We start from the raw sequence: 24165 nt of genomic DNA, 5'->3' as shown, positions 1-24165 counted from the left end.
CGGCCGCAGTTCGGTTCAGAGCCGACCTGGCAGGGCAGTCTCCGTCAGCTCGGCATGTTTCACGTGGAACGCATCGATGCGGCAGCGGTGGAAGTCCTGCACGACCGGCGCGAACGAGAGTCATCAGCTTCAGGGGAACGGCCGCGGCGCCTGCATCGAAGTCGATGCCCGCGGTTAGGGCGCGCCCGACGTGACCCATCCGGCGAACGGACCGCGGGGGGTCCGCCTTGAGGAGGTGGAGGCGACGTGGCACCTCCACGGACACCGCTCGGAGCACGACCAACACTGTGCCTCGTGCGGGCTCGCTGCTGCCGACGAGACCAGCGACCGCCCCCGCGCGCGGATCTGCGCCGGCGGCTCAGGCACTCGGGGTGCGCGGGATGAAGCGCGCAGGTCGCAGCTCCTGCTCAAGCGCGTGCGCGCTGCGTCGTGGAGCGCGTCCCACATCGCGCGAGACATCGGCGGCAGAGGCGGATATGACGGCCGCACGCAGCCGCGGTTCCCGCGGGAACGCCGGATCAGGGGTCGACGACTGCGCGCACGACCCGAGTGACGTAGAGTCCCAGATCGGCGCCCAGCTCGAGCACCTCGACATCGTGGAGCCGGTGCCTGCGGATCACCTTCTGCGCCGCGTCGATCTCCTCCTCGGCGCGACCGCCTTTCATGAGCACGAGCTCGCCGCCGCTGCGCACGAGAGGTGCGGTCAGCGGGATGAGCGTGCGGAGCGCCGAGACCGCGCGCGCGGTCACCTGATCGAGGGGGAGGAGCGTCCCAGAGCCAGGCAGCTCCTCAGCCCGCGCACGGAGCACCGTCACGTTGTCGAGCCCCATCCGATCGACTTCGGACTGCAGCCACTCGGTGCGCCGCTCCATCGGCTCGATGAGCGTGAGCTCGACGTCGGGGCGCGCGATCGCCAGCAGAAGCCCGGGCAGGCCCGCTCCGGACCCCACGTCGCCCACGCGCCCGCGCAGCAGTGGTGCGAGCAATGCAGAGTTGAGGATATGTCGACTCCACAGCTGCGGCAGCTCGCGCGGGCCGATGAGCCCCAACGTCTCGCCGTGCTCTGCGAGCGACGCGGTGTACGAGCGCGCGAGTTCGAGGCGGTCGCCGAAGAGCGTCGCCGCGACCTCGGGCTCGGCCTCGACCTGCGGGGGAGTGGCGTCGGTCATCCGGTCAGGCAGGCAGCACGACGATGTGGCGGCCCTGGCCCTCGCCCTCGGACTCGCTCATCAGCCCGCGCTCGCGCACGAGGTCGTGCACGAGCTTGCGCTCGTAGGAGGACATCGGCTCGAGCGCCACCCGGTCAGCACCGTCTGCGAGCGACGCGGCGGCGCGGTCGACGATCGCCTGCAGTGCCTCGGCACGCGCATCGCGGGAACCCGCAACGTCGAGCACGATGCGCGAGAACTCACCAGTCTGCTGCTGCACGGCGAGTCGCGTCAGCTCCTGCAGCGCCGCGACGACCTCGGGCTTCGAGAGCCCGCCCAGGTCGTCGTCCGCCTCGCCGACCACGAGGGTCGTGCGCGCGTCCGTCTGCTCGATCTCGATGTCGCCGTCCAGATCGGCGATGTCGAGCAGGCCCTCGATGTAGTCGGCCGCGATGTCGCCCTCGTCGGGCTGGCCCTGGTCGTCCTGCACGGGTGCGGTCTGCTCCGTCATGCGTCAGCCCTCTCGCTGCGACTTCGGCTTCTTGGACTTCGGCTGCTGCCGCTGCGTCTTGAGGTCGATCTCGGCAGCCGTCTCGGCCTGCTCCTCGTCGAGCGGCGGGAGGCCCATCCGCTGCCGCTTGCGCGCCATGCGCGCCTCCCGGGCGAGCGCCGCCTCGGAGCCGGGCGTGGGCAGCTTGTTGATGATGATGAGCTGCTGCACGAGCGTGTAGACGTTCGACACGAGCCAGTAGAACATCGTGCCGAGCGGGAAGAGCCAGGCCGACACCAGCAGGAACACCGGGATGATGTACAGCAGGATGCGCTGCTGCTTGTACATCGGCGACTCCTTCATCGCCGGCGTCTGGTTCTTCGTCATGATCTGCAGCTGCGTGTAGAACTGCGTCGCACACATGATCAGCGTGAGCACGATCGCCGTGATGATGACGGGCACCGAGCCCTGGGCGAAGCCCGCCTGCATCGTCATGTGCAGCGGCACGGCGCCGAAGAGCGTCGAGTTGCTGAAGAGCGTCGCGAGGTCGACCGTCAGGAGCCCGACGCCGGGCTTCTGGTTGTTGGCGTCGGTCAGCACCTGCACGAGGCCGAGGAAGATCGGCATCTGGATCAGCAGGGGGAGGCACGACGCGAAGGGGTTGGTGCCGGCCTTCTTGTAGGCCTCCATCGTCTCGCGCTGCATCGCCTCGCGCGAGAACTGGTCCTTCTTGCCCTTGTACTTCTTCTGGATGCGCTGGATCTCGGGCTGGATCTCGAGCGACTTCCGCGACGAGACGATCTGCCGCACCGTCAGCGGGATCATGGCGCTGCGGATCACGAGCACGAGGCCGACGATCGACAGCACCCACGTCAGGCCGGAGCCGGGGTCACCGCCGAGGGTCGTCACGAGCCAGTGGAATCCGACGAGGATCGCCTCGATGACCCACTTGATGGGCCACATCAGCAGGGCGAAGATGTCCAAGCTGTCACTGCTCCTTGCGGGCGAGCACGAACCCCGCCCGTGTCGTTGCGAACCGCTCGCGCGGCTCTGGGATGTCGTCGACCCCTCCGGCTGCCCACGGGTGGCAGCGGAGGATGCGCGTCGCTCCGAACCAGATGCCGCGCACCACTCCGTGCTGCTGGATCGCCTGCATGGTGTAGCGGGAGCAGCTGGGGTAGTAGCGGCACACGTCGCCGTAGAGCGGTGAGATCACCGCGCGGTAGGCGACGAGGATCGCGACGCAGATGTTGCGCGGCAGCAGCCGCAACCCCGACAGGATCTGGCTCACGACCGACGCACCAGCAGCGGCGCGATGCCGGCCCTCAGTGTAGCGAAGTCGGCGGTGCCGGCCGCGGGCAGGGCACGGATGACGATGTCTGCCGTCTCGATGCCCGGCAGCTCGGCGCGCACGATCTCGCTCAGGCGCCGCTTCACGCGGTTGCGGATCACGGCGTTGCCGACCTGCTTGGACACGATGAACCCGAAGCGGGCGACTGCCGCTTCGGGTTCGGCGCGGTGCACCACCGCGAGCTGGCCGCCCGCGCGGCGACCGGTGCGCACGATGCGACGGAAGTCATCGCCGCGCACGATCCGGTTCGCCTTCGCGAGCACCTCGTGCCTGGATCAGGCCGAGAGCTCGCTGCGGCCCTTGCGACGACGCGCGGCCAGGATGGCGCGGCCGGCGCGCGTGCGCATCCGGAGGCGGAAGCCGTGCTTCTTGGCGCGGCGGCGGTTGTTCGGCTGGAACGTGCGCTTGCTCATGGTGTTCTCCCGTGTCCGGCGCACATCCGCGCCGCAAGTCGAAGTGGGCGAGCCGACGGGCTCGACGATGTGCCGCATGCGGGCGCGGCAACCTGACAACCATACGCGACGGGGCGCGCCCGGTCAACGGCGCGCGGCTCGGATACACGGCACGCCGTGGAGCTGCAACTGGTACTTGCCAGGAATGCGCTATGCGTGCAGACTCGACTGATCCGCGCCGTGGCGGGTGCGATGGAGCACCGCCACGAGTGGACCGCGCGTCCACAGAACCTGTGGATAATGGTGTGGACACGAACGTGACCCGACTGCGCGCGGAGAGGAAACCGCATCCCGATGGCCCCGGACGACAGCACCGGACGACTCTGGTCCTCCGTCCTCGAGACCCTCGAGACCGATCAGCGGATTCCCCCGTCATTGCGCGGATTCCTCGACCTCGTCGAGCCGCAGGGCGTCATGGGCACGGTGCTCTACCTCGACGTGCCGAACGACCTGACGCGCGACATGCTCGAGCAGCGCCTGCGGCTGCCGGTGACCGAGGCGCTTGTGGACAACGCTGTGGAGATCACGCAGTTCAAGATCGTCGTGAACCCTGAGCTCGAGCACGAGGAGCCGCTGCCGGACGTCGTCGACGACCCGGCGTCCGAGCCCGTCGTCGCGCCCGTGGCGAGCTACGAGCGCGAGCCGGCCGAGCTGGGCTCGCGGCGCGTCGACTCCCGCCTGAACCCGAAGTACGTCTTCGACAACTTCGTCATCGGCGGCTCGAACCGCTTCGCGCACGCCGCCGCCCTCGCCGTCGCCGAGACGCCGGCGAAGGCCTACAACCCGCTGTTCATCTACGGCGACTCTGGGCTCGGCAAGACGCACCTCCTGCATGCGATCGGCCACTACGCCGAGGGCATGTACCCGGGCATCCGGGTGCGCTACGTCTCGAGCGAGGAGTTCACGAACGACTTCATCAACTCGATCGCGAACAACCTCAACCAGTCGTTCCAGCAGCGCTACCGCGAGGTCGACGTGCTGCTCATCGACGACATCCAGTTCCTGAAGGGCAAGGAGTCGACGCAGGAGGCGTTCTTCCACACCTTCAACACGCTGCACGACCACAACAAGCAGGTCGTCATCACGTCGGATGTCGCGCCCAAGCACCTGCAGGGCTTCGAGGACCGCATGGTGAGCCGCTTCGAGTGGGGCCTGATCACCGACGTGACGGCACCCGACCTCGAGACCCGCATCGCGATCCTGCGCAAGAAGGCCGAGGCGGAGCGCATCCAGATCCCCGCCGAGGTGCTGTCGGTCATCGCCGACAAGGTGCAGTCGAACATCCGCGAGCTCGAGGGCACGCTCATCCGCGTCACCGCCTTCGCGAGCCTCAACCGGCTGCCGGTCACGATGGAGCTCGCGCAGACGGTGCTCAAGGACCTCTTCTCGTTCGACGAGGAGGCGCCGGTGTCGCCGAGCGACATCATCAGCCACACCGCCAACTACTTCAAGCTCACCGTCGACGACCTCCACGGCTCGTCCCGGTCGCAGACGATCGCGCTCGCCCGGCAGATCGCCATGTACCTCTGCCGCGAGATGACGAGCATGTCGCTGCCCAAGATCGGGCAGCTCTTCGGCAACCGCGACCACACGACCGTGATGTACGCGAACAAGAAGATCGAGAAGCTCATGCAGGAGCGCCGCTCGGTCTACACGCAGGTCACCGAGCTCACGGCGCGGATCCGCTCGCGCGCGTGACCGCTGGAGTCGAGGCCATTGCTGGCCTCGACCGCGATCGACCCGTCGTCCCCTCCGCTGATCGAGGAGCGCGCGCCGCAGGCGCGCGCGTCACGAGATCCGTCGTCGAGGCAGGCGTTCGGTCGCGGATGCGTGGAGGAGCGGATGCGGTGCGTCGCCAAGACCTATGGTGCGTCGCGTGCTGCGCGCTCGCTTGGCTCAGCTGCCAGGTCTCGTGACGCGTGCCGGCTGCGCCGGCGCGCTCCTCGACCTTGCATGCTCTGCGCAGAAGGTCGTCCCGACCTTGTGCGCTCCGCACGCAACCTTCAACGTGCAATTCATGTGGTTCGTCCTGTGGATGGATGCGACAACCTGTGGACAACCGCACTCGAGCTGTGAGCGGCACCGAATGACACATCCGTCGCCCTCCACCGACCGGTGGACGGCCGTCAACAGCGGCTCAACATCTTCCACCGTTGTAGTTCCCATGCGACGAGCCGCGAGCAGCGCTTCCGTCCACAGGATCCACAGCGGTTATGAATGACAAGGATCGAGAGAAGAGATTCCGGCGAGCCACCAACCATGACCGGTCGGCGGCGCTGGCAGGCGACCGGGGGCCGGATCGCGAGGCTGTGCCAGAATCGACACCGCCGTTCGTGTCATTCGATCCGTCACGGCCATGCGGTGCCGCCAGCAGCGCCGCGTGCGGTCCATGAGCGAGGGAGACCCGTGAAGTTCGTCATCAACCGCGATGTCTTCAGCGATGCCGTGTCGTTCGCCGTCAAGCTGCTGCCCCAGCGCCCGACGATGCCGATCCTCAGCGGCGTGCGCATCGAGGCCACCGCGGAGGGGGTCGTCTTCTCGTCCTTCGACTTCGAGTCCTCGGCGCGCACCGCGGTGCAGGCCGACGTCGACTCCGAGGGCGTCGTGCTCGTCTCGGGCCGGATGATGAGCGACATCGCGGCGAAGCTGCCGCAGCGCGAGGTGCGCGTCGAGGACGACGGCACCAAGGTGACGATCCGCTGCGGCAACGCGAACTTCTCGCTCGCCAAGATGCCGCTCGAGGAGTACCCGACGGTGCCGACCGTCGAGGGCCGGACGGGTGTCGTCGAGGGCAAGGCCTTCGCCGAGGCCATCGGCCAGGTCGCGATCTCGGCCTCCCGCGAGGACGTCACGCCGGTCATCACCGGCGTGCAGCTCGAGGCGGCCGACACGACGCTCACGCTCATCGCCACCGACCGCTACCGCGTCTCGGTGCGCAGCGTGCCGTGGGACGCGGGCGACCAGACCGACCCGATCACCTCGCTCGTGCCGGCCCGCACGCTCGTCGAGGTCGGCCGCACCTTCGGCGGCGCCGAGCGCATCGAGATCACCATGAGCGAGGCGGGGGAGCGGCAGCAGATCGCGTTCTCGACCGCCGACCGCACCGTGACGAGCCTGCTCATCAAGGGCAACTACCCGCCCGTGCGCCGCCTCTTCCCCGAGGCGGTCGACCACCACGCTGTCGTCAACACCGCCGACCTCGTCGACGCCACCCGCCGCGTGCAGCTCGTGCTCGATGCCGAGGCCGCGATCCGCTACACCTTCAGCGAGGGCCAGGTGCAGCTCGAGGCCATCGGCTCCGAGCAGGCGCAGGCCAGCGAGATCCTCGACGCGGTGCTCGAGGGCGACGACATCGTGCTCTCGATCAAGCCGCAGCTGCTCATCGACGGCATCCAGGCGACCCATTCCGAGTTCGTGCGCGTCTCGTTCACGCACTCCGAGAACACCAACAAGCCCGGCCCCATGCTCATCCGCGGCCAGACCTCGCGCGACGACGCCGAGGCGACCGACTTCAAGTACCTGCTGCAGCCCAACCTGCTGCTGCGCTGACCCAGCGCCCGTCGAGGAGGCCATCGTGACGACACACATCGGATTGATCGGGCTCGGGAGGATGGGCGGCAACATGCGCACCCGTCTCGAGGACGCCGGCATCGGCGTGACCGGCTACGACACCAACCCCGAGATCTCGGACGTCGCCTCGGTCGACGAGCTCATCGACGCGCTCCCCGGCCCGCGCGTCGTGTGGGTCATGGTGCCCGCCGGCGCGATCACGGATGCGGTGGTCACCGAGCTCGGCGAGAAGCTGTCGAAGGGAGACCTCGTCATCGACGGCGGCAACACCCGCTTCACCGAGGACGAGCGCCACGCCGCCCAGCTCGCCGAGCGGGGCGTCCGCTTCGTCGACGTCGGCGTCTCGGGCGGCATCTGGGGCCTCGAGAACGGCTACGGGCTCATGGTCGGCGGCGACGCGGCCGATGTCGCCGAGCTCATGCCCGTGTTCGACGCGCTGCGGCCCGAGGGTCCCCGTGAGGAGGGCTTCGTGCACGCGGGCCCGACAGGCGCGGGGCACTACGTGAAGATGGTGCACAACGGCATCGAGTACGGCCTCATGCAGGCCTACGCCGAGGGCTTCGAGCTGCTCGAGAAGAAGGACCTCGTGCACGACGTCGCCGGCTCGTTCAAGGCATGGCAGCGCGGCACGGTCGTGCGGTCGTGGCTGCTCGACCTCATGGTGCGCGCGCTCGACGAGGACAACGACCTCTCGGAGATCGAGGGCTACGTCGACGACTCCGGCGAGGGCCGCTGGACGGTGGAGGAGGCGATCGCGAACGCGGTGCCGATGCCCGCGATCTCGGCCTCCCTCTTCGCTCGCTTCGAGTCGCGCCAGGAGGACTCGAGCGCGATGAAGGCTGTTGCGGCGCTGCGCAACCAGTTCGGCGGCCACTCGGTCAAGAAGGCATAGGTGCGCGTCAGTCGCCTCGCGCTGACCGACTTCCGCAACTATCGCAGCGCGGACGTCGCGTTCGCGCCCGGCGCCAACCTGCTCGTGGGCCGCAACGGCCAGGGCAAGACGAACATGGTCGAGTCGCTCGTGTGGATCGCGACCGGCTCGAGCCATCGCGTGCCCACCGACGTCGCGCTCATCCGGGCTGGCGAGGAGCGCGCGATCGTGCGCTGCACCGTCACGAACGACGAGCGCTCGTTCCAGCTCGACGTCGAGCTCAACGCCCGCGGCGCCAACCGCGCGCAGGCGAACGGCAGCACGGTGCGCATCCGCGACCTGCCGCGCTACCTGCAAGCGGTGCTCTTCAGCCCGGAGGACCTGCAGCTCGTCCGTGCCGATCCCGGTGGCCGGCGCCGCTTCCTCGACGAGCTCGCGGTCATGCGCGCACCGCGGCTCGCGGGCGTGCACAGCGACCTCGACCGCGTGCTCAAGCAGCGCAACTCCCTGCTCAAGAGCGCGCGCGCCGCACGCATCCGCCCCGATGACCTCACGACGCTCGACGTGTGGGACGGCCGGCTCGTCGAGCTCGGGCTCGAGGTGCTGCGCACCCGGCGGGCGCTCGTCGCCGACCTGGCACCCCACGTCGACGCCGCGTACCGGCTCGTCGCGGGCGACGAGCACGAGGCGCGCATCGCGCTCGTCACCAACGTGCCCGACACCGCCGAGGCGTTCGCGGCGCTCCTCGCCGAGCGTCGCCGCGACGAGCTCGACCGCGGCGTGAGCCTCGTCGGCCCGCACCGCGACGACCTCGATCTGCAGCTCAACGGGCTGCTCGCCCGGCACTACGCGAGCCACGGCGAGTCGTGGTCTTTGGCGCTCGCGCTGCGGCTCGCATCGGCCGAGCTGCTACGCGACGGATCGGGCGGCGACCCCGTCATGATCCTCGACGACGTCTTCGCCGAGCTCGACGCCGGTCGGCGGCAGCGGCTCGCCGAGGCAGCGGCGGGATTCGAGCAGGTGCTCATCACCGCCGCGGTCGAGGACGACGTGCCGGATGCGCTCCGCCACCACCGCATCCGCATCGACGCGGGCGTCGTCGTCGACGTCGAAGCCGCGCCCGCGCACGAGGAGACCCGCGATGGCTGACCGTCCGTGGAGCCAGCTCGCCGCGACCGAACCAGAGCGCGTGTGGCTGCGGCTCAAGGCCAAGATGGGCGACCCCGAGCTCGTCACGCGCGACGGCCGCCGCAGGTCGCGACGGGATCCGGATGCGTCGGTGCCGTTCGGCAAGGGGCGCGATCCGCGGGCGCTCGGCGACGTGCTCGGCGGCTTCGCCGAGGACCGAGGCTGGACGACGACGCTCGCTCGCGCCGACGTCGTGGCGCACTGGCCCGAGCTCGTCGGCGAGGAGAACGCCGACCGCACGGAGCCGGTCGCCTTCGAGGACGGGGTGCTCACCGTGCGCTGCGCCTCGACCGCGTGGACCCAGCAGATGCGGATCCTGCGCGCCGAGACGACCACCCGCATCCTCGCCCGCTTCCCGGACTGCGGCCTCGAGTCGGTGCGGTTCATCGGGCCGGATCTGCCGAGCTTCCAGCGCGGGCGCCGATCCGTGCCGGGGCGCGGGCCGCGCGACACCTGGGGCTGACCGCCCCGTCGGTCGAGGAGCGCGCCGGCGCAGCCGGCACGCCTCACGAGACCCTCGCGCAGCGGGAGGGTGCCCGGCCACCGGTCTCGTGACGCGTGCGCTGCGGCGCGCGCTCCGCGACCTGCGGAGGTGACGCGTGCGCCTGCGGCGCGCGCTCCTCGACCTGCGGAGGTGACGCGTTGCGCGTGCGCGCCCCTCCTCGACCTGCCGCACCGCGCCGTTCCGCGGATTCCCGTCCCCCGACGGCTAGCATGTCTGACAAGTGCCTTCGAGGAGGAAGCATGCCCAGGCCATCGCGCACGCACGACGCCGTCGACCGGCTGCTCGACGCCATCATCGATGGCACCCTGACCGCGGGCGAGCCGCTCCCGCCCGAGGGGCAGCTCGCCGTCGAGTTCGGCGTCTCCCGACTCACCATGCGCGAAGCCGTGCGCCTGCTGCAGGCACAGGGCGTGATCGTCCAGGTCCCCGGCAGCCGGCACCGCATCGCCCCCGTCTCGGCGTGGACGGGCATGGATGCGGTGGTCCGCCACGCACGCAGCGCCGGCCAGCGCCGGCGGTCGTCCGTCGAGCTGCTCGAGGTGCGCATGATGATCGAGACGGGCGCGGCCCAGCTCGCGGCCGTCCGCCGCACCGAAGCCCACCTCGCGGCGATGGAGGATGCGCTCGAGCGCATGGAGGCCCACCACGAGGCCGCCGACGTCGACGCGTTCGTCGACGCCGACCTCGAGTTCCACGACGTCGTGATGCGGGCGGCCGAGAACCGGATCCTCATCGCCGCGATGCTGCCGCTCACCACGATGCTCGCCGAGACGCGCGGCGAGACGAGCGCGGTGCCCGAGATCCGCGAGCATGCGATCGAGGAGCACCGGTCGGTGCTCGAGGCCGTGCGCTCGGGAGACCCGGTCGTGGCGCGGGACGCCATGGCCCGCCACATGCAGCAGACGCACGACGACCTCGTCGCGCTCGTCCCCGAGTAGGCGGACGACACTCCGGCGGGGGTTGACAGGCACCCAACGGCTCGGGAACCATATCTGATATCAGATCGCAACCGTCGCACTGATCCGGCGGACAAGGGAGTTCCCATGCACATCGACGAGCTGCTCGCGCCGCTGCCGCCGAGCCTGCGCATCGACGCGGCCGACGTCGCCGCGGCCCGACCCGACGACCTCGTGCTGGTCGTCCTCGACGACGACCCGACGGGCACGCAGTCGGTCGCCGACCTGCCGGTGCTCACGCGCTGGGAGGCGGAGGACCTCGACTGGGCGCTCGCCCAGGGCGCGCCCGCCGTCTACGTGCTGACGAACACGCGCTCGCTCGACGAGGCCGACGCCGCCCGGCGCAACCGCGAGGTCGTCGCCGTCGCGATGGCGGCCGCGGAGCGCGCCGGCGTGCGCGTCGGCTTCGTGAGCCGCAGCGACTCGACGCTGCGCGGCCACTTCCCGCTCGAGACCGACATGCTCGCCGCCGCCGTGGTCGACGCCGGCGGCGCCGCGCCGCACCTCACCGTGCTCGTCCCCGCGTTCCCGGACGCCGGCCGCATCACCGTCGAGGGCGTCCACTACTGGGTCGTCGACCACGAGGCCACGCCGGTGGGCGAGACGCCGTTCGCCGCCGACGCGACCTTCGGCTTCCGCTCCTCGGACCTGCGCGACTGGGTGGCCGAGAAGACCGACGGCCGCATCCCGCGCGACGACGTCGCAGCGCTCACGATCGACGTCATCCGCGCCGGCACCGAGGCGGTCACGGCATTCCTCCGCGAGCAGCCCACCGGCACGGTCGTCGTGGTCGACGTCGTCGACGAGCACGACATGCGACAGGTGGCGCTCGCGCTCCACGCGCTCGACGCCGAGGGCGTCACGTCGCTCCTGCGCATCGGCCCGCCGTACCTGCGCGCCCACATCGGCCAGCCGATCGCCGAGCCCGTCACCGCCGACCGCATCGAGTTCGGCAACGCGCGCGGCGGCCTCGTGGTCGTGGGCAGCCACGTGCCCCTCACGACCGAGCAGCTGCAGCGCCTCCAGGACGACCGCCCGGGCACCGCGACGATCGAGCTCGACGTGCGCGCGCTCATCGACGACCGGCGCGAGGCGCACCTGACCGAGCGAGCGGATGCGGTGGCGCGGGCCATCGAGACCGGCACCGTCATCGTCCACACGAGCCGCGAGCTCGTCACCGGGCGCGACGGCGAGGAGAGCCTGCGGATCGCGCGCAGCGTCTCCGCCGGGCTCGTCGAGCTCGTCGCGCGCGTGCTCGAGCTCGCGCCGCCCCGCTTCGTCATCGCGAAGGGCGGCATCACCTCGAGCGACGTCGCCTCCGAGGCGCTCGGCATCCGTCGGGCGCGGGTCGTCGGCCCGATGCTGCCCGGCATCGTCTCGCTCTGGCAGCCGATGACCGGCCCCGCCGTGGGCATCCCGTACGTCGTCTTCGCAGGCAACGTCGGCGCTGCCGACTCGCTCGCGCGCGTCGTCCGCACGCTCGCCGACTGACGCGGCTGCGCCCCGGCCGCCCGCCGCATCCGCACCACCCCCCATCACGAGAGAAGAACCCACATGACCTCCACCGTCGCCGTCATCGGCCTCGGCGCCATGGGCCTGCCCATGGCCACCCGCCTCGCCCAGCGCTTCGACGTGCGCGGCTTCGACCTCGCGCAGGCGCGCATCGACCTCGCCGCCGAGCAGGGCGTCGCGCCCGCCGCGAACGCTGCCGACGCCGTGACCGGCGCCGAGGCCGTGCTCGTCGCGGTCCGCACGGGCGAGCAGCTGCGCGACCTCCTCTTCGGCGAGACGGGCCTCGCGAGCCACCTCGCCGACGGCGCGGTCGTGATCCTCACGAGCACCGTCGGCACGAGCGGCATCGACGACATCGCGGCTCGCCTCGCCGAGTCGGGCGCGAGCCTCGTCGACGCCCCGCTCTCGGGCGGCCCCGTGCGCGCGGGCGAGGGCGACCTCCTCATCGTCGTGGGCGCCGAGCCCGCGGCGCTCGAGGTCGCGCGGCCGGTGCTCGAGCAGCTCGCCTCGACGCTGTCGATCGTGGGCGACCGCCCCGGCGACGGACAGGCGCTCAAGACGGTCAACCAGCTGCTGTGCGGCGTGCACATCGCCGCCGCCGCCGAGGCGCTCGCGCTCGCCGACGCGCTCGGCCTCGACCGGGAGCGCACGCTCGAGGCGCTCACCGCCGGTGCCGCGAACTCCTTCATGCTCGGCAACCGCGGGCCGCGCGCGCTGCAGGCCTACGACGAGGAGGGCGCCGAGGTGCTCAGCCGCCTCGACATCTTCGTGAAGGATCTCGGGATCGTCGGCGACGCCGCCCGCCAGCACCACCTCGCCGTGCCCGTCGCCGCGGCCGCCGAGCAGCTCTTCCTGCTGGGCGAGGCGCAGGGCCTCGGGGCGCTCGACGACTCGGCGGTCATCCGCGTCGTCGCGCCCACCCGCCGCGGGGAGGGCGACGCCTGATGGCGCTCCCCCTCGGCGCACTGATCGCCATCGGCCTGGGCGGCATCGGCCTGCTGCTGCTGCTCATCATCCGCTTCAAGGTGCAGGCCTTCTACGCGCTGCTGCTCACCTCGATCGTCGTGGGCGTCGCGGCGGGCCTGCCGCTCACGACCATCCCGGCGACCGAGGCCGAGCCCGAGCGGCTCGGCGTCATCCAGGCGATCATCGCCGGCGTCGGCGGCACGCTCGGCTCCGTCGCGGTGCTCGTCGCGCTCGGCTCGATGCTCGGCAAGATCATCGAGCTCTCGGGCGGCGCCGAGTCGCTCGCCGGCAGGTTCACCGGCTGGCTCGGTCCCAAGCGGGTCGGCGTCGCGCTCACCGGCGCGGCCGCCATCCTCGCGATCCCGGTCTTCTTCGACGCCGGCTTCATCATCCTCGTGCCGATCGTCTACGCCTTCTCGAAGGCGGCGGGCGTGAGCCCCTTGAAGTTCGGCCTGCCGATCGCCGGCATCATGCTCGCCGTGCACGTCGCGGTGCCGCCGCACCCCGGCATCGTCGGCGGCGCGACGATCCTCGGCGCCGACATCGGCTGGGTGACGATCCTGTCGCTCGCGATCTCGGTGCCGCTCGCGTTCGCCGCGTACTGGCTCGGCAAGCTCCTCAACCGCCGCGAGTACGCGATGCTGCCGGCCACGAAGGCGCTCTTCGACGCGTTCGGCACCGAGCAGCAGACCGACGCAGAGCTGCGCGGCAGCTCGCTCGGCGAGGGGGAGCGCGCACCGAGCGCGTTCACGATCCTCGGCATCATCATCCTGCCGCTCGCCCTCATCATGGTGGGCACGACGGTCGCCCCCGCGTTCGAGGCGGGCTCGTTCTGGCACGGCTTCCTGTCGATGATCGGGCAGCCGATCTTCGCCCTCATGGTCGCGATCGCCGTCGCGATGATCGCTCTGGGCGTGCGCCGCGGCTGGTCGGCCGCGCACCTCGGCGAGGTCATGGAGTCGGCGCTGCCGGGAGCCGCCGTCATCATCCTCGTCACGGGCGCCGGCGGCGCGTTCGGCCGCATCCTCACCGAGACGGGCATCGGCGGCGCGGTCGCCGACGTCATGGCGGCATCGGGCATGCCCGTGCTGCTGCTCGGCTTCCTCATCTCGCTCATCATGCGCGCGGCGCAGGGCTCGGCGACGGTGGCCATCACGACCGCGGCGGCGCTCCTCATCCCCTCGGTCGCCGCGCTCGGGCTCGACCCCATCCACCTCGCGCTCTTCGCCGTCGCGGTGGGCTACGGCGCGCTCGGCCTCAGCCACGTGAACGACTCGGGCTTCTGGATCGTGACGCGCTACCTGGGGCTCTCGGTCAAGGACGGCCTGCGCACCTGGACGGTGATGACCACCGTGCTCGGCGTGCTCGGATTCGCCCTGACCGCGGTGCTGTGGGTGCTCATCCCGATGGGCTGAGACAGGCCCGGGCGGATGCGTCGCAGGGGCTCGGGGGCGTCGGCTCCCGGGCCCCTGCACGCACCCGCGACAAGGGCGGCCCAGTGGAGAGCGCGCTTCGGCGGGGGGATGGACTCCCGTCGGGAATCGGCCCTCCCAGCCCCGGGAAGGCCTCCAGCGCCCCGGAACGGCTCTCGGACGGTGTTTCGTGCCCCCGAGCGCCCCGATCGGGGCGCAGAGGCGCGTTGGACGCGGCTCCGCGCGCCCTTCCGGGGTAGGATCGGAGGGTTGCGCCGCCCCAGGTGGGCGACGCGGAAGGCGGATGCGAAGACCCATGGTGAACGAGCACGACGCACAGCCCGAGGAGCAGTCCCAGGATCAGCGCGAGGCGGCTCGGCCGAGCACGCCCAAGCCGCAGGGGGACTACGGCGCCGACCAGATCCAGATCCTCGAGGGCCTGGAGGCGGTGCGCAAGCGCCCCGGCATGTACATCGGCTCGACCGGGCCGCGCGGCCTGCACCACCTCGTCTACGAGATCGTCGACAACGCCGTCGATGAGGCGCTCGCCGGCTACTGCGACTCGATCGACGTCACGATCCTCGCCGACGGCGGCGTGCGCGTCGCCGACAACGGCCGCGGCATCCCCGTGGCGCCGCACTCGAGCGACCCGAGCAAGTCGACGGTCGAGGTCGTGCTCACCGTGCTGCACGCGGGCGGCAAGTTCGGCGGCGGCGGCTACGCCGTCTCGGGCGGCCTGCACGGCGTCGGCTCGTCGGTCGTCAACGCGCTGTCCTCCCGCATGGAGGTCGAGATCCGTCGCGACGGCCACGTGCACCGCCAGTCGTTCGCGGTCGGCGACCCCGAGGGCCCGCTCGTGACGGGCGAGGAGACCGACGAGACCGGCACGATCGTCACCTTCTGGCCGAGCGCCGACATCTTCGAGACGATCGAGTTCGACTACGAGACGCTCGCGAAGCGCTTCCAGCAGATGGCCTTCCTCAACAAGGGCCTGCGGATCGCGATCGAGGACCTGCGTCCCGAGGCGCTCGTGCAGCCCGACGGCGACGACAGCGCCGAGCCCGAGCAGCGCTCCGACGAGTACCGCTACGAGCACGGCCTCAAGGACTACGTCGCCTACCTGAACGAGTCCAAGAAGGCCGAGCCCGTGCATCCGGAGATCATCGACTTCGAGTCGGAGGACGCGGAGCGGCGGATCTCGGTCGAGATCGCCATGCAGTGGACCACCTCCTACCAGGAGGGCGTCTACACCTACGCGAACACGATCAACACCCACGAGGGCGGCACGCACGAGGAGGGCTTCCGGGCGGCGCTCACGAGCATCGTCAACCGCTACGCCAAGCAGACGAACCTGCTGAAGGAGAAGGACGAGAACCTCTCCGGCGACGACGTGCGCGAAGGCCTCACCGCCATCGTCTCGGTGAAGCTCGGCGAGCCGCAGTTCGAGGGCCAGACGAAGACGAAGCTCGGCAACACCGAGGCGAAGTCCTTCGTGCAGAAGGTGACCTTCGAGGAGCTCGGCCACTGGTTCGAGTCGAACCCGGCGATGGCGAAGGAGATCGTGCGGAAGGCCATCCAGGCCGCGACCGCGCGCATCGCCGCGCGCAAGGCGCGCGAGCAGACGCGGCGCAAGGGCCTGCTCGAGTCGGCGGGCATGCCCGGCAAGCTCAAGGACAACCAGTCGAAGGATCCGACCATCTCGGAGATCTTCATCGTCGAGGGCAACTCGGCCGGCGGCTCGGCGGTGCAGGGGCGCGACCCCTACACGCAGGCGATCCTGCCGCTGCGCGGCAAGGTCCTCAACGTCGAGAAGGCGCGCCTCGACCGCGCGCTCGGCAACGCCGAGATCCAGTCGATGATCACCGCCTTCGGCGCCGGACTCGGTGAGGACTTCGACCCCGAGAAGGCCAGGTACCACAAGATCGTGCTGATGGCCGATGCCGATGTCGACGGCCAGCACATCACGACGCTGCTGCTGACGCTGCTGTTCCGCTACATGCGGCCGCTCATCGACCTCGGCTACGTGTACCTCGCGGCACCGCCGCTCTACAAGCTGAAGTGGTCGAACGCCGAGCACGAGTACGCCTACAGCGACCGGGAGCGCGACGAGCTGCTCGCCGCGGGCCAGGCGGCCGGGCGCCGCATCCCCAAGGACAACGGCGTGCAGCGCTACAAGGGACTCGGCGAGATGAACTACTCCGAGCTGTGGGAGACGACGATGGATCCCGCAACCCGCACGCTCAAGCAGGTGACCCTCGACGACGCCGCCGTGGCCGACGCGATCTTCGCGACGCTCATGGGCGAGGACGTCGAGGCCCGCCGCACCTTCATCCAGAAGAATGCCCGCGACGTGCGGTTCTTGGACATCTGAGAGATGTCCAAGAACCGCACGCCACGGGCAGGTCGAGTAGCCGGCCCTCCCGGCCGGCGTACCGAGACTCCGTGACGTCCGCGCCCATCGCGACCAGACTCATCCGCACTCGAAGAACGAAGCGAAATGACTGACGAGACCTCCACCCACGAGCCCTTCGACCGCGACGCCCCCAACCACGGCGCGATCGAGCAGGTCGACCTGCAGCTCGAGATGCAGCGCTCCTACCTCGACTACGCGATGAGCGTCATCGTGGGGCGCGCGCTGCCCGAGGTGCGCGACGGCCTCAAGCCCGTGCACCGCCGCGTGCTCTACGCGATGTACGACGGCGGCTACCGCCCCGATAAGGCGTACTCGAAGTGCTCGCGCGTCGTCGGCGACGTCATGGGCCAGTTCCACCCGCACGGCGACTCGGCGATCTACGACGCGCTCGTCCGCCTCGTGCAGCCGTGGAGCATGCGCTACCCGCTCGCGCTCGGCCAGGGCAACTTCGGGTCGGCCGGCGACGACGAGGCCGCCGCGCCCCGATACACCGAGACCAAGATGGCCCCGCTCGCCATGGAGATGGTGCGCGACATCGACGAGGACACCGTCGACTTCCAGGACAACTACGACGGGCGCACGCAGGAGCCGGCGGTGCTCCCGGCGCGCTTCCCGAACCTGCTCGTCAACGGCTCGGTCGGCATCGCCGTCGGCATGGCGACGAACATCCCGCCGCACAACCTGCGCGAGGTCGCCGACGGCGCGATCTGGCACCTCGAGCACCCCGAGGCATCGCGGGAGGAGCTGCAGGAGGCGCTCCTCCAGCGCATCCACGGCCCCGACTTCCCGACCGGCGCGCAGATCCTCGGCACCAAGGGCATCCAGGAGGCCTACCGCACGGGCCGCGGCTCGATCACGATGCGCGCGGTCGTCACGGTCGAGGAGGTCGGCAACCGCACGGCGCTCGTCATCACCGAGCTGCCGTACCAGGTGAACCCCGACCGCCTCGCGGTGCGCATCGCCGATCTCGTCAAGGACGGCAAGCTGCAGGGCATCGCCGACATCGAGGATCAGACCTCGGGCCGCACCGGCCAGCGGCTCGTCATCACGCTCAAGCGGGATGCGGTGGCGAAGGTCGTGCTCAACAACCTGTACAAGCACACGCAGCTGCAGGAGAACTTCGGCGCGAACATGCTCGCGATCGTCGACGGCGTGCCGCGCACGCTGCCGATCGACGGCTTCATCACGCACTGGGCCGACCACCAGGTCGAGGTCATCGTGCGGCGGACGCAGTTCCGCCTCGCGAAGGCCGAGGAGCGCATGCACATCCTGCGCGCCTACCTCAAGGCGCTCGACGCGCTCGACGAGGTCATCGCGCTCATCCGCCGCTCTCCCACGACCGAGGCAGCGCGCGAGGGGCTCATGGAGCTGCTCGAGATCGACAAGGGGCAGGCCGAGGCGATCCTCGAGCTGCAGCTGCGCCGCCTCGCGGCCCTCGAGCGCCAGAAGATCCAGGACGAGGCCGACGAGCTCGAGAACCGGATCGCCGACTTCAAGGAGATCCTCGCGAGCCCCGCGCGCCAGCGGCAGATCATCATCGACGAGCTCAGCGAGGTCGTCGCGAAGTTCGGCGACGACCGCCGCACCGAGATCATGCACGGCTACGGCGGCGACGTCTCGGTCGAGGACCTCATCCCCGAGGAGCAGGTCGTCGTGAGCCTCACGACCGGCGGCTACATCAAGCGCACGCGCATCGACCAGTACCGCGCGCAGCACCGCGGCGGCAAGGGCGTGCGCGGAGCGCAGCTGCGCAGCGACGACGTCGTCGAGCACTTCAGCGTCAACTCGACGCACGACTGGATGCTCTTCTTCACGAACTTCGGCCGCGTCTACCGCATGAAGGCGTACGAGATCGCCGAGGCCGGCCGCGACGCGAAGGGCCAGCACGTCGCCAACCTGCTGGCGTTCCAGCCCGACGAGCGCGTGCAGACCGTGCTCACGCTCCGCAGCTACGAGCAGGCCGAGTACCTCGTGCTCGCGACCCAGCAGGGGCAGGTCAAGAAGACGAGGCTCGACCTCTACGACACCAACCGCACCGGCGGCATCATCGCCATCAACCTCGCAGAGGGGGATCGCCTCATCTCGGCGATGCTCGCCAACAGCGACGACGAGATCCTCGTGATCTCGAAGGGCGGCCGCGCCGCGCGCTTCGAGGCGACCGACGATGCGCTCCGCCCCATGGGCCGCGCGACCGGCGGCGTCCGGGGCATCCGCCTCAAGGGCGACGACGAGGCGCTCGCCGCGATGGTGATCGGCGACGAGGGCTACGTCTTCGTCGTGACCGAGCAGGGCTTCGGCAAGAAGACCGCCGTCGCCGACTACCCGACGAAGGGCCGGGGCACGCAGGGCGTGCTGACCTTCTCGTCGGGCGATCACGACCGCGGCTCGCTCGTGGGCGCGACCATCGTCGGCGACGGCGACGAGCTGCTGCTCATCCGTGCCTCCGGCAAGGTGATCCGCTCGAACGTCGACGAGGTGCGCGCGACCGGCCGCACGACGATGGGCGTGCAGTTCGCCGAGCGCTCCGACAAGGACCTCGTGATCCAGATCGCGCGCAACGTCGAGGAGGACGAGGTGGTCGAGGAGGCCGCGGCCGCTGCGGCCGAGCCGACCGACGCATCGGCCGACGCCGGCGCCGACGCGGATGGCGCTATCGTTGACGCCACGGAGTCTGCGACCGCCGACGCCGACCCCGAGCAGGAGACCGACGAATGAGCATTGCCGAGAAGCTGCAGAGCAAGTCGCCTCGACGCAGCGGATCGAGCAAGCAGGTGCGCCTGCGCCTCGTGCACGTCGACTTCTGGTCGGCGATGAAGGTCTCGGCGGTGCTGGGCCTCGTGCTCGGCGTCGTGCAGCTCGTGGTCGTGTTCGTGATGTGGACGCTGCTGCAGGTCGTCGGCCTGTTCGGCAAGATCGACGAGGTGCTGCGCGACATCCTGGCGCAGCCCGACTTCGCGATCACGTCGTTCCTGTCGCTGCCGCAGGTGATGATGTTCACGCTGCTCGTCGCGGTGCTGAACTTCGTCGTCATCACGGTGCTCGGCGCGGTCATCGCGGTGCTCTACAACCTGTCGGTGCGCGTCACCGGCGGGCTGCAGGTCGGCTTCGCCAACCAGTAGCCGAGTTCCGCATCGCTCCACCGGCATGGTAGAGTCGATGCTTGTGCTCGGGGCTATAGCTCAGGCGGTTAGAGCGCTTCGCTGATAACGAAGAGGTCCCTGGTTCGAGTCCAGGTAGCCCCACCACGCACACTCCCCGGCATGCGAATGCCACGGGGCCTTAGCTCAGTTGGTAGAGCGCCTGCTTTGCAAGCAGGATGTCGGGAGTTCGATTCTCCCAGGCTCCACACCCAGCCCCGCGTCGCGCGGGGCTTTCGTCGTCTGCGAGAGGATGGTCGCGATGGACGGCGAGAGCAGGCAGCGCAGGGACTGGCGACGGCGGATCGTGGGCGCGATCCGCACCGACGCCTCCTCGCGGCCCATGACCGAGGCCCTCCTCACGATCGACGAGGTCTACGCGCGCAAGGTCATCGACCTCGCGATGCGCATCGCCGAGGCCCTCACCGCGGTCGGCGCGTCGGCCAACGACGTCGCGCTCGCGACCATCCGCGTCTCGGGGGCGCTCGGCATCCGCCCCGTGCACGTCGACGTCACGTACAACTCGATCGGCGTCTCGTACCACCGCGGCGACGCCGACCTGCCGATCACGCTGCTGCGCGTCGTGCGCGCCCCCGTGCCCGACCACGCGAAGCTGCAGCGGCTGCAGGCGCTCGTCGTCGAGATCGAGGGCGGCCTCGAGCTCGAGCAGGCGCGCGCCAAGTTCCACGCCATCCGCCGCATGCCGTTCATGTACCGGCCGGCGTTCATCGTCGTCGCGCAGGGGATGCTGACCGTCGGGGTCGCACTGCTGTTCGGCGCGTCGTGGGTCGTGGCCGCAGCGGCCTTCGTCGCCGCGACGAGCGCCGCGATGACGCAGCGCCTCATGGCGCGGCTGCGCGTGCCCTTCTTCTTCGCCCAGATCGCCGGCGCGTTCGTCGTCACCGCGATCGCCGCCATCACGAGCTGGTTCGCGTCCCAGGGCGTGCCGCTGCTCGACGACGTGCGGCCCGCCATCATCGTCGCCGCCGGCATCGTCCTCATGCTCGCCGGGATGTCGGTCGTCGGCGCCGCGCAGGACGCGATCGACGGCTTCGCGCTCACGGCGGGCGGCCGCATCCTCGACCTCGCGCTCCTCACGCTCGGCGTCGTGCTCGGCATCGTCGCCGGCCTCTCCGCCGCCCGCGCGCTCGGGATGGGCTTCGTGCTCACGAGCGACGCCCCCGCGCTCGGCCCACTGCCGCTGCAGTTCGTCGGCGTCGCCGTGATCGCCGTGACCGTCGCGGTGTGGAACGGCGCGGGGGTGCGCACGATCGCGGTGAGCGCCGTGCTCGCGGGCATCGCGTGGAGCGGCTACACCGCCGCGACGCTCGCCGGGTTCGATCCGATCGTCGGCAGCGGCATCGGGGCGCTCGCCGCGAGCTTCGTCGGCATCCTCGTGGCGCACCGCCTGCACGTGCCGTCGATCGCCGTCACGACCGCCGCGATCGTGCCGCTCGTGCCGGGATCGGCGGTCTTCCGCGGCCTCCTCGAGCTCGTCGAGTCGGACGGCACCGCGGAGAGCCTCGTGCTCGGGGTCGCGACCCTCGTGGGCGCCGGCGCCATCGGCCTCGCCCTGGCCTCGGGCGCCTCGCTCGGCCTCGTGCTCGGCGCGCCCGTGCGCGACAGCGTCGAGAGCGTCGTGCGACGCCGTGGCCGCATCCGCTGATCGCGGTCGCATGCACTGATCGCTCCCCTCGCGCACCCAGGATCGCGCGACTACCGTGAGGTCGTCCCACACCGCGGTCCGGCGGACCGCGCAGCGCGAGCAGGGAGCACCCCATGGCCGAGCACGACGCCCCCGACGACCGAGCCGACCGTCCCCTGCGGCGGCTGAAGCGCTCGGAGCGCCCGATGCACCCGGCGCTCGACGCCCCGCCGATGACGGTGGCGACGGGCGAGCGGAAGCCGCTCGACACCGTCGTCTTCGGCGTCGCGGCGGCGGTCGCCCTCGCCTTCGTGCTGTGGGGCGCGTTCGCGACCGAGTCGCTCAGCGCAGCCTCGAGCGTGGGCCTCGACTGGGTCGTGCACAACACCGGATGGCTCTTCGCGCTCGCCGCCTCGGGCTTCGTCATCTTCACGATCTGGATCGCCGCGAGCCGGTACGGGCGCATCCCGCTCGGCGACGACGGCGAGGATCCGGAGTTCAGCACGGTCTCGTGGATCGCGATGATGTTCTCGGCCGGCATGGGCATCGGCCTCGTCTTCTACGGCGTCACCGAGCCGGTCAGCCACCTCGTCTCGCCCCCGCCGGGCACCGCGGGCGGCACCGACACCGAGGCGGTGCGCACCGCGATGGCGACCACGATGTTCCACTGGTCGCTGCATCCGTGGGCCATCTACTCCGTCGTCGGCCTCGCGCTCGCCTACAGCGTCTTCCGCAAGCGCCGGTCGCTGCTGATCTCGGCCGCCTTCACGTCGATCGTCGGCAAGCGCGTGGTCGAGGGGCCCATCGGTCGAGCCATCGACATCTTCGCGATCTTCGCCACCCTGTTCGGCTCGGCCACCTCGCTCGGCATCGGGGCGCTGCAGATCGGCTCGGGCCTGCAGATCGTCGCGGGGCTCGACCGGGTCACCGAGGGGCTGCTGATCGGCATCATCGCGGTGCTGACCGCGGGCTTCGTGGCCTCCGCCGTCTCGGGCGTCGCGCGCGGCATCAAGTGGCTCTCCAACATCAACATGGTGCTCGCGGGACTGCTGGCGCTGTTCGTCTTCGTCGTCGGCCCCACCGTCTTCATCCTCAACCTGCTGCCGACCACCATCGCGGGCTACATCGAGCAGCTCGCCGTCATGTCGTCGCGCACCGAGGCGGCCGGCGGCGAGGAGGTCGCGGCCTGGCTCTCCGGCTGGACGATCTTCTACTGGGCCTGGTGGATCAGCTGGACGCCCTTCGTGGGCATGTTCATCGCGCGCATCTCGCGAGGCCGCACCGTGCGGCAGTTCGTCACCGGCGTGCTCGTCGCGCCCACGCTCGTCTCGCTCGTGTGGTTCGCGATCTTCGGCGGGCTCGGCATCGACCTGACGCTCTCCGGTGTCGACCTCGGCACCGACGGCGCCGAGGAGGCGGTGCTCTTCACCGCGCTCGCCGAGCTGCCGCTGGGCCAGATCACGGCGGTGGTGGTGATGGTGCTCGTGTCGATCTTCTTCGTCTCGGGCGCCGACGCCGCATCCATCGTCATGGGCACGCTGTCGCACCGCGGCTCGCTCCGGCCCAGGCGCCTGACCGTGGTCGTCTGGGGCATCACCACCGGGGCGGTCGCCGCCATCATGCTGCTGCTCGGCGGCGAGGACGCGCTCGCGGGCCTGCAGCAGATCACCATCATCGCCGCCCTCCCGTTCGTCGTCGTGATGATCGGGCTCGCCTTCGCGGTCGCCCGCGACCTGTCGCAGGACCCCGTGGTCGTGCGGCGGAAGTACGCGATCGCCGCGGTCGAGCAGGCCGTCGTCACGGGCGTCACCGAGCACGGCGAGGACTTCCAGCTCACCGTCGAGCAGACGGAGCCGGGCGAGGGCGTGGGCGAGCTCGTGCCGACGGTCGCCGTCGATCCGACAGCCTCCCCGAGCGCCGAGGCGGATGCGGCGGATGCGCCGGGTGCCGCGGCTGCGGCGGATGCGTCGGGTGGCTCGGATGCGGACGCGGAGGCGGGTGCCGCGGAGCACGGGGCGCGGGATCCGCTCGCGCGAGCGCCGGAGGACGATGCGGGTGAGCCGCCCGCGGGGGCGGGCGAGCCGCCGCGACCCGCGACGTAGGATGGCCAGATGCGCATGCGAGTCGCCGCCTACGCCCTGATCACCAGGGGCGACGGCGACGACCGCGAGATCCTGCTGCCGCACTGGCGCGAGGGCGACATGAGCGGCTGGACGCTCCCGGGCGGCGGCGTCGAGCCCGGCGAGCACCCCGCCGACGGCGCGGTGCGCGAGGTGCGCGAGGAGACCGGCTACGACGTGCGCCTCACGGGCCTCCTCGGCGTCGACTCGGCCGTGCTCGCCTCCACCTCGCGCGGCGACGAGCTGCAGGCGCTGCGCATCCTCTACCGCGCCGAGATCATCGGCGGCGAGCTCGCCGTCGAGGTCGACGGCACGACCGACGACGTCGCCTGGCACCGCCTCGCCGACGTGCCGGCGCTGCGGCACGTGCACGCGGTCGACTGGGCGATCAGCCACCTCGACGACGAAGGATCCCCGCTGCGCTGAACC

General features: G+C 70.8%; 21 protein-coding genes and 2 tRNA genes. 17 read left to right on the top strand and 6 right to left on the bottom strand.

What is annotated here, in order from left to right; genetic code table 11:
• Positions 1-518: 518 nt before the first annotated feature.
• Genes rsmG through rpmH form a run of 6 tightly spaced genes read right to left on the bottom strand, consistent with a single transcriptional unit; the run spans position 519 to position 3402 of the window.
• Positions 519-1169, bottom strand: a complete 651-nt coding sequence (gene rsmG, locus BLT67_RS07565; protein ID WP_092666453.1) for a 16S rRNA (guanine(527)-N(7))-methyltransferase RsmG — start codon at positions 1167-1169, stop codon at positions 519-521.
• 4 nt (positions 1170-1173) lie between these two features.
• Complete coding sequence (locus BLT67_RS07560) at positions 1174-1659, bottom strand: Jag family protein (RefSeq protein WP_092666452.1); 486 nt, start codon at positions 1657-1659, stop codon at positions 1174-1176.
• A gap of 3 nt (positions 1660-1662) precedes the next feature.
• Positions 1663-2622 carry a membrane protein insertase YidC gene (gene yidC / locus BLT67_RS07555; RefSeq protein WP_092666451.1) on the bottom strand — a complete coding sequence of 320 codons (960 nt, stop codon included), beginning with the start codon at positions 2620-2622 and terminating at the stop codon, positions 1663-1665.
• A gap of 4 nt (positions 2623-2626) precedes the next feature.
• A complete protein-coding gene (gene yidD / locus BLT67_RS07550) occupies positions 2627-2929 on the bottom strand; it encodes a membrane protein insertion efficiency factor YidD (RefSeq protein WP_092666450.1) in 303 nt (100 codons plus the stop codon).
• A complete protein-coding gene (gene rnpA, locus BLT67_RS07545) occupies positions 2926-3252 on the bottom strand; it encodes a ribonuclease P protein component (RefSeq protein ID WP_092666449.1) in 327 nt (108 codons plus the stop codon). The genes yidD and rnpA overlap by 4 nt, the downstream gene beginning before the upstream one ends.
• Positions 3253-3264: 12 nt before the next feature.
• Complete coding sequence (gene rpmH, locus BLT67_RS07540; RefSeq protein ID WP_092667578.1) at positions 3265-3402, bottom strand: 50S ribosomal protein L34; 138 nt, start codon at positions 3400-3402, stop codon at positions 3265-3267.
• 333 nt (positions 3403-3735) lie between these two features.
• On the opposite strand from rpmH, the gene dnaA reads away from it, so the two are divergent.
• From dnaA to BLT67_RS07455, 17 genes are all read left to right on the top strand, one after another.
• Positions 3736-5139, top strand: coding sequence for a chromosomal replication initiator protein DnaA (dnaA, locus tag BLT67_RS07535; RefSeq protein ID WP_092666448.1), 1404 nt, complete (start codon positions 3736-3738; stop codon positions 5137-5139).
• A 708-nt stretch (positions 5140-5847) separates the two neighbouring features.
• Positions 5848-6990 (top strand): DNA polymerase III subunit beta, encoded by a 1143-nt coding sequence (gene dnaN / locus BLT67_RS07530; RefSeq protein ID WP_092666447.1) that lies wholly within the window; start codon positions 5848-5850, stop codon positions 6988-6990.
• A 25-nt stretch (positions 6991-7015) separates the two neighbouring features.
• The gene (gene gnd / locus BLT67_RS07525; protein WP_269456960.1) at positions 7016-7903 is read left to right on the top strand and encodes a phosphogluconate dehydrogenase (NAD(+)-dependent, decarboxylating); all 888 of its coding nucleotides are present in this window, start codon (positions 7016-7018) and stop codon (positions 7901-7903) included.
• Entirely contained in the window at positions 7904-9031 is a 1128-nt protein-coding gene (recF, locus tag BLT67_RS07520) for a DNA replication/repair protein RecF (RefSeq protein ID WP_092666445.1), read from the top strand.
• Complete coding sequence (locus BLT67_RS07515) at positions 9024-9533, top strand: DUF721 domain-containing protein (RefSeq protein WP_157674270.1); 510 nt, start codon at positions 9024-9026, stop codon at positions 9531-9533. Before recF ends, BLT67_RS07515 begins: the two co-directional genes overlap by 8 nt.
• Before the next feature lie 281 nt (positions 9534-9814).
• Positions 9815-10513, top strand: coding sequence for a FadR/GntR family transcriptional regulator (locus tag BLT67_RS07510; RefSeq protein ID WP_172801999.1), 699 nt, complete (start codon positions 9815-9817; stop codon positions 10511-10513).
• A gap of 105 nt (positions 10514-10618) precedes the next feature.
• Positions 10619-12022 carry a four-carbon acid sugar kinase family protein gene (locus tag BLT67_RS07505; RefSeq protein ID WP_092666442.1) on the top strand — a complete coding sequence of 468 codons (1404 nt, stop codon included), beginning with the start codon at positions 10619-10621 and terminating at the stop codon, positions 12020-12022.
• A gap of 63 nt (positions 12023-12085) precedes the next feature.
• Positions 12086-12988: an NAD(P)-dependent oxidoreductase gene (locus BLT67_RS07500; RefSeq protein ID WP_092666441.1), complete on the top strand. Its 903-nt coding sequence runs from the start codon at positions 12086-12088 to the stop codon at positions 12986-12988.
• Positions 12988-14424: a GntP family transporter gene (locus BLT67_RS07495; RefSeq protein ID WP_092666440.1), complete on the top strand. Its 1437-nt coding sequence runs from the start codon at positions 12988-12990 to the stop codon at positions 14422-14424. The genes BLT67_RS07500 and BLT67_RS07495 overlap by 1 nt, the downstream gene beginning before the upstream one ends.
• Positions 14425-14737: 313 nt before the next feature.
• Positions 14738-16792 (top strand): DNA topoisomerase (ATP-hydrolyzing) subunit B, encoded by a 2055-nt coding sequence (gene gyrB / locus BLT67_RS07490; protein ID WP_092666439.1) that lies wholly within the window; start codon positions 14738-14740, stop codon positions 16790-16792.
• 126 nt (positions 16793-16918) lie between these two features.
• Positions 16919-19549 carry a DNA gyrase subunit A gene (gene gyrA / locus BLT67_RS07485; protein WP_092666438.1) on the top strand — a complete coding sequence of 877 codons (2631 nt, stop codon included), beginning with the start codon at positions 16919-16921 and terminating at the stop codon, positions 19547-19549.
• Positions 19546-19953 (top strand): DUF3566 domain-containing protein, encoded by a 408-nt coding sequence (locus BLT67_RS07480; RefSeq protein ID WP_092666437.1) that lies wholly within the window; start codon positions 19546-19548, stop codon positions 19951-19953. The genes gyrA and BLT67_RS07480 overlap by 4 nt, the downstream gene beginning before the upstream one ends.
• 49 nt (positions 19954-20002) lie before the next feature.
• Positions 20003-20079, top strand: a tRNA-Ile gene (locus tag BLT67_RS07475).
• 28 nt (positions 20080-20107) lie between these two features.
• Positions 20108-20180: transfer RNA gene (locus tag BLT67_RS07470), tRNA-Ala, on the top strand.
• A 53-nt stretch (positions 20181-20233) separates the two neighbouring features.
• On the top strand, positions 20234-21637 hold the full coding sequence (locus BLT67_RS07465; RefSeq protein WP_172801998.1) for a threonine/serine exporter family protein: 1404 nt from the start codon (positions 20234-20236) through the stop codon (positions 21635-21637).
• Between the two features lie 113 nt (positions 21638-21750).
• Entirely contained in the window at positions 21751-23718 is a 1968-nt protein-coding gene (locus tag BLT67_RS07460; RefSeq protein ID WP_092666435.1) for a BCCT family transporter, read from the top strand.
• Between the two features lie 9 nt (positions 23719-23727).
• On the top strand, positions 23728-24162 hold the full coding sequence (locus tag BLT67_RS07455; protein ID WP_092666434.1) for an NUDIX hydrolase: 435 nt from the start codon (positions 23728-23730) through the stop codon (positions 24160-24162).
• The last annotated feature ends 3 nt before the right edge of the window (positions 24163-24165 follow it).

This window comes from Agrococcus carbonis, from assembly GCF_900104705.1.
Lineage (GTDB): Bacteria > Actinomycetota > Actinomycetes > Actinomycetales > Microbacteriaceae > Agrococcus > Agrococcus carbonis.
Note: the sequence above shows the minus strand (reverse complement) of the source record. Positions and strands in the feature narration are given on the sequence as shown.

Bases quoted from the DNA above. Each gene is read 5' to 3' on its own strand.
- BLT67_RS07510 (WP_172801999.1), top strand. From the start codon at position 9,815: ATGCCCAGGCCATCGCGCACGCACGACGCCGTCGACCGGCTGCTCGAC.
- BLT67_RS07460 (WP_092666435.1), top strand. From the start codon at position 21,751: ATGGCCGAGCACGACGCCCCCGACGACCGAGCCGACCGTCCCCTGCGG.
- BLT67_RS07480 (WP_092666437.1), top strand. From the start codon at position 19,546: ATGAGCATTGCCGAGAAGCTGCAGAGCAAGTCGCCTCGACGCAGCGGA.
- BLT67_RS07505 (WP_092666442.1), top strand. From the start codon at position 10,619: ATGCACATCGACGAGCTGCTCGCGCCGCTGCCGCCGAGCCTGCGCATC.
- BLT67_RS07515 (WP_157674270.1), top strand. From the start codon at position 9,024: ATGGCTGACCGTCCGTGGAGCCAGCTCGCCGCGACCGAACCAGAGCGC.
- BLT67_RS07455 (WP_092666434.1), top strand. From the start codon at position 23,728: ATGCGCATGCGAGTCGCCGCCTACGCCCTGATCACCAGGGGCGACGGC.
- rsmG (WP_092666453.1), bottom strand. From the start codon at position 1,169: ATGACCGACGCCACTCCCCCGCAGGTCGAGGCCGAGCCCGAGGTCGCG.
- BLT67_RS07465 (WP_172801998.1), top strand. From the start codon at position 20,234: ATGGACGGCGAGAGCAGGCAGCGCAGGGACTGGCGACGGCGGATCGTG.
- BLT67_RS07500 (WP_092666441.1), top strand. From the start codon at position 12,086: ATGACCTCCACCGTCGCCGTCATCGGCCTCGGCGCCATGGGCCTGCCC.
- rpmH (WP_092667578.1), bottom strand. From the start codon at position 3,402: ATGAGCAAGCGCACGTTCCAGCCGAACAACCGCCGCCGCGCCAAGAAG.
- dnaA (WP_092666448.1), top strand. From the start codon at position 3,736: ATGGCCCCGGACGACAGCACCGGACGACTCTGGTCCTCCGTCCTCGAG.
- gyrA (WP_092666438.1), top strand. From the start codon at position 16,919: ATGACTGACGAGACCTCCACCCACGAGCCCTTCGACCGCGACGCCCCC.
- BLT67_RS07560 (WP_092666452.1), bottom strand. From the start codon at position 1,659: ATGACGGAGCAGACCGCACCCGTGCAGGACGACCAGGGCCAGCCCGAC.
- gyrB (WP_092666439.1), top strand. From the start codon at position 14,738: ATGGTGAACGAGCACGACGCACAGCCCGAGGAGCAGTCCCAGGATCAG.
- BLT67_RS07495 (WP_092666440.1), top strand. From the start codon at position 12,988: ATGGCGCTCCCCCTCGGCGCACTGATCGCCATCGGCCTGGGCGGCATC.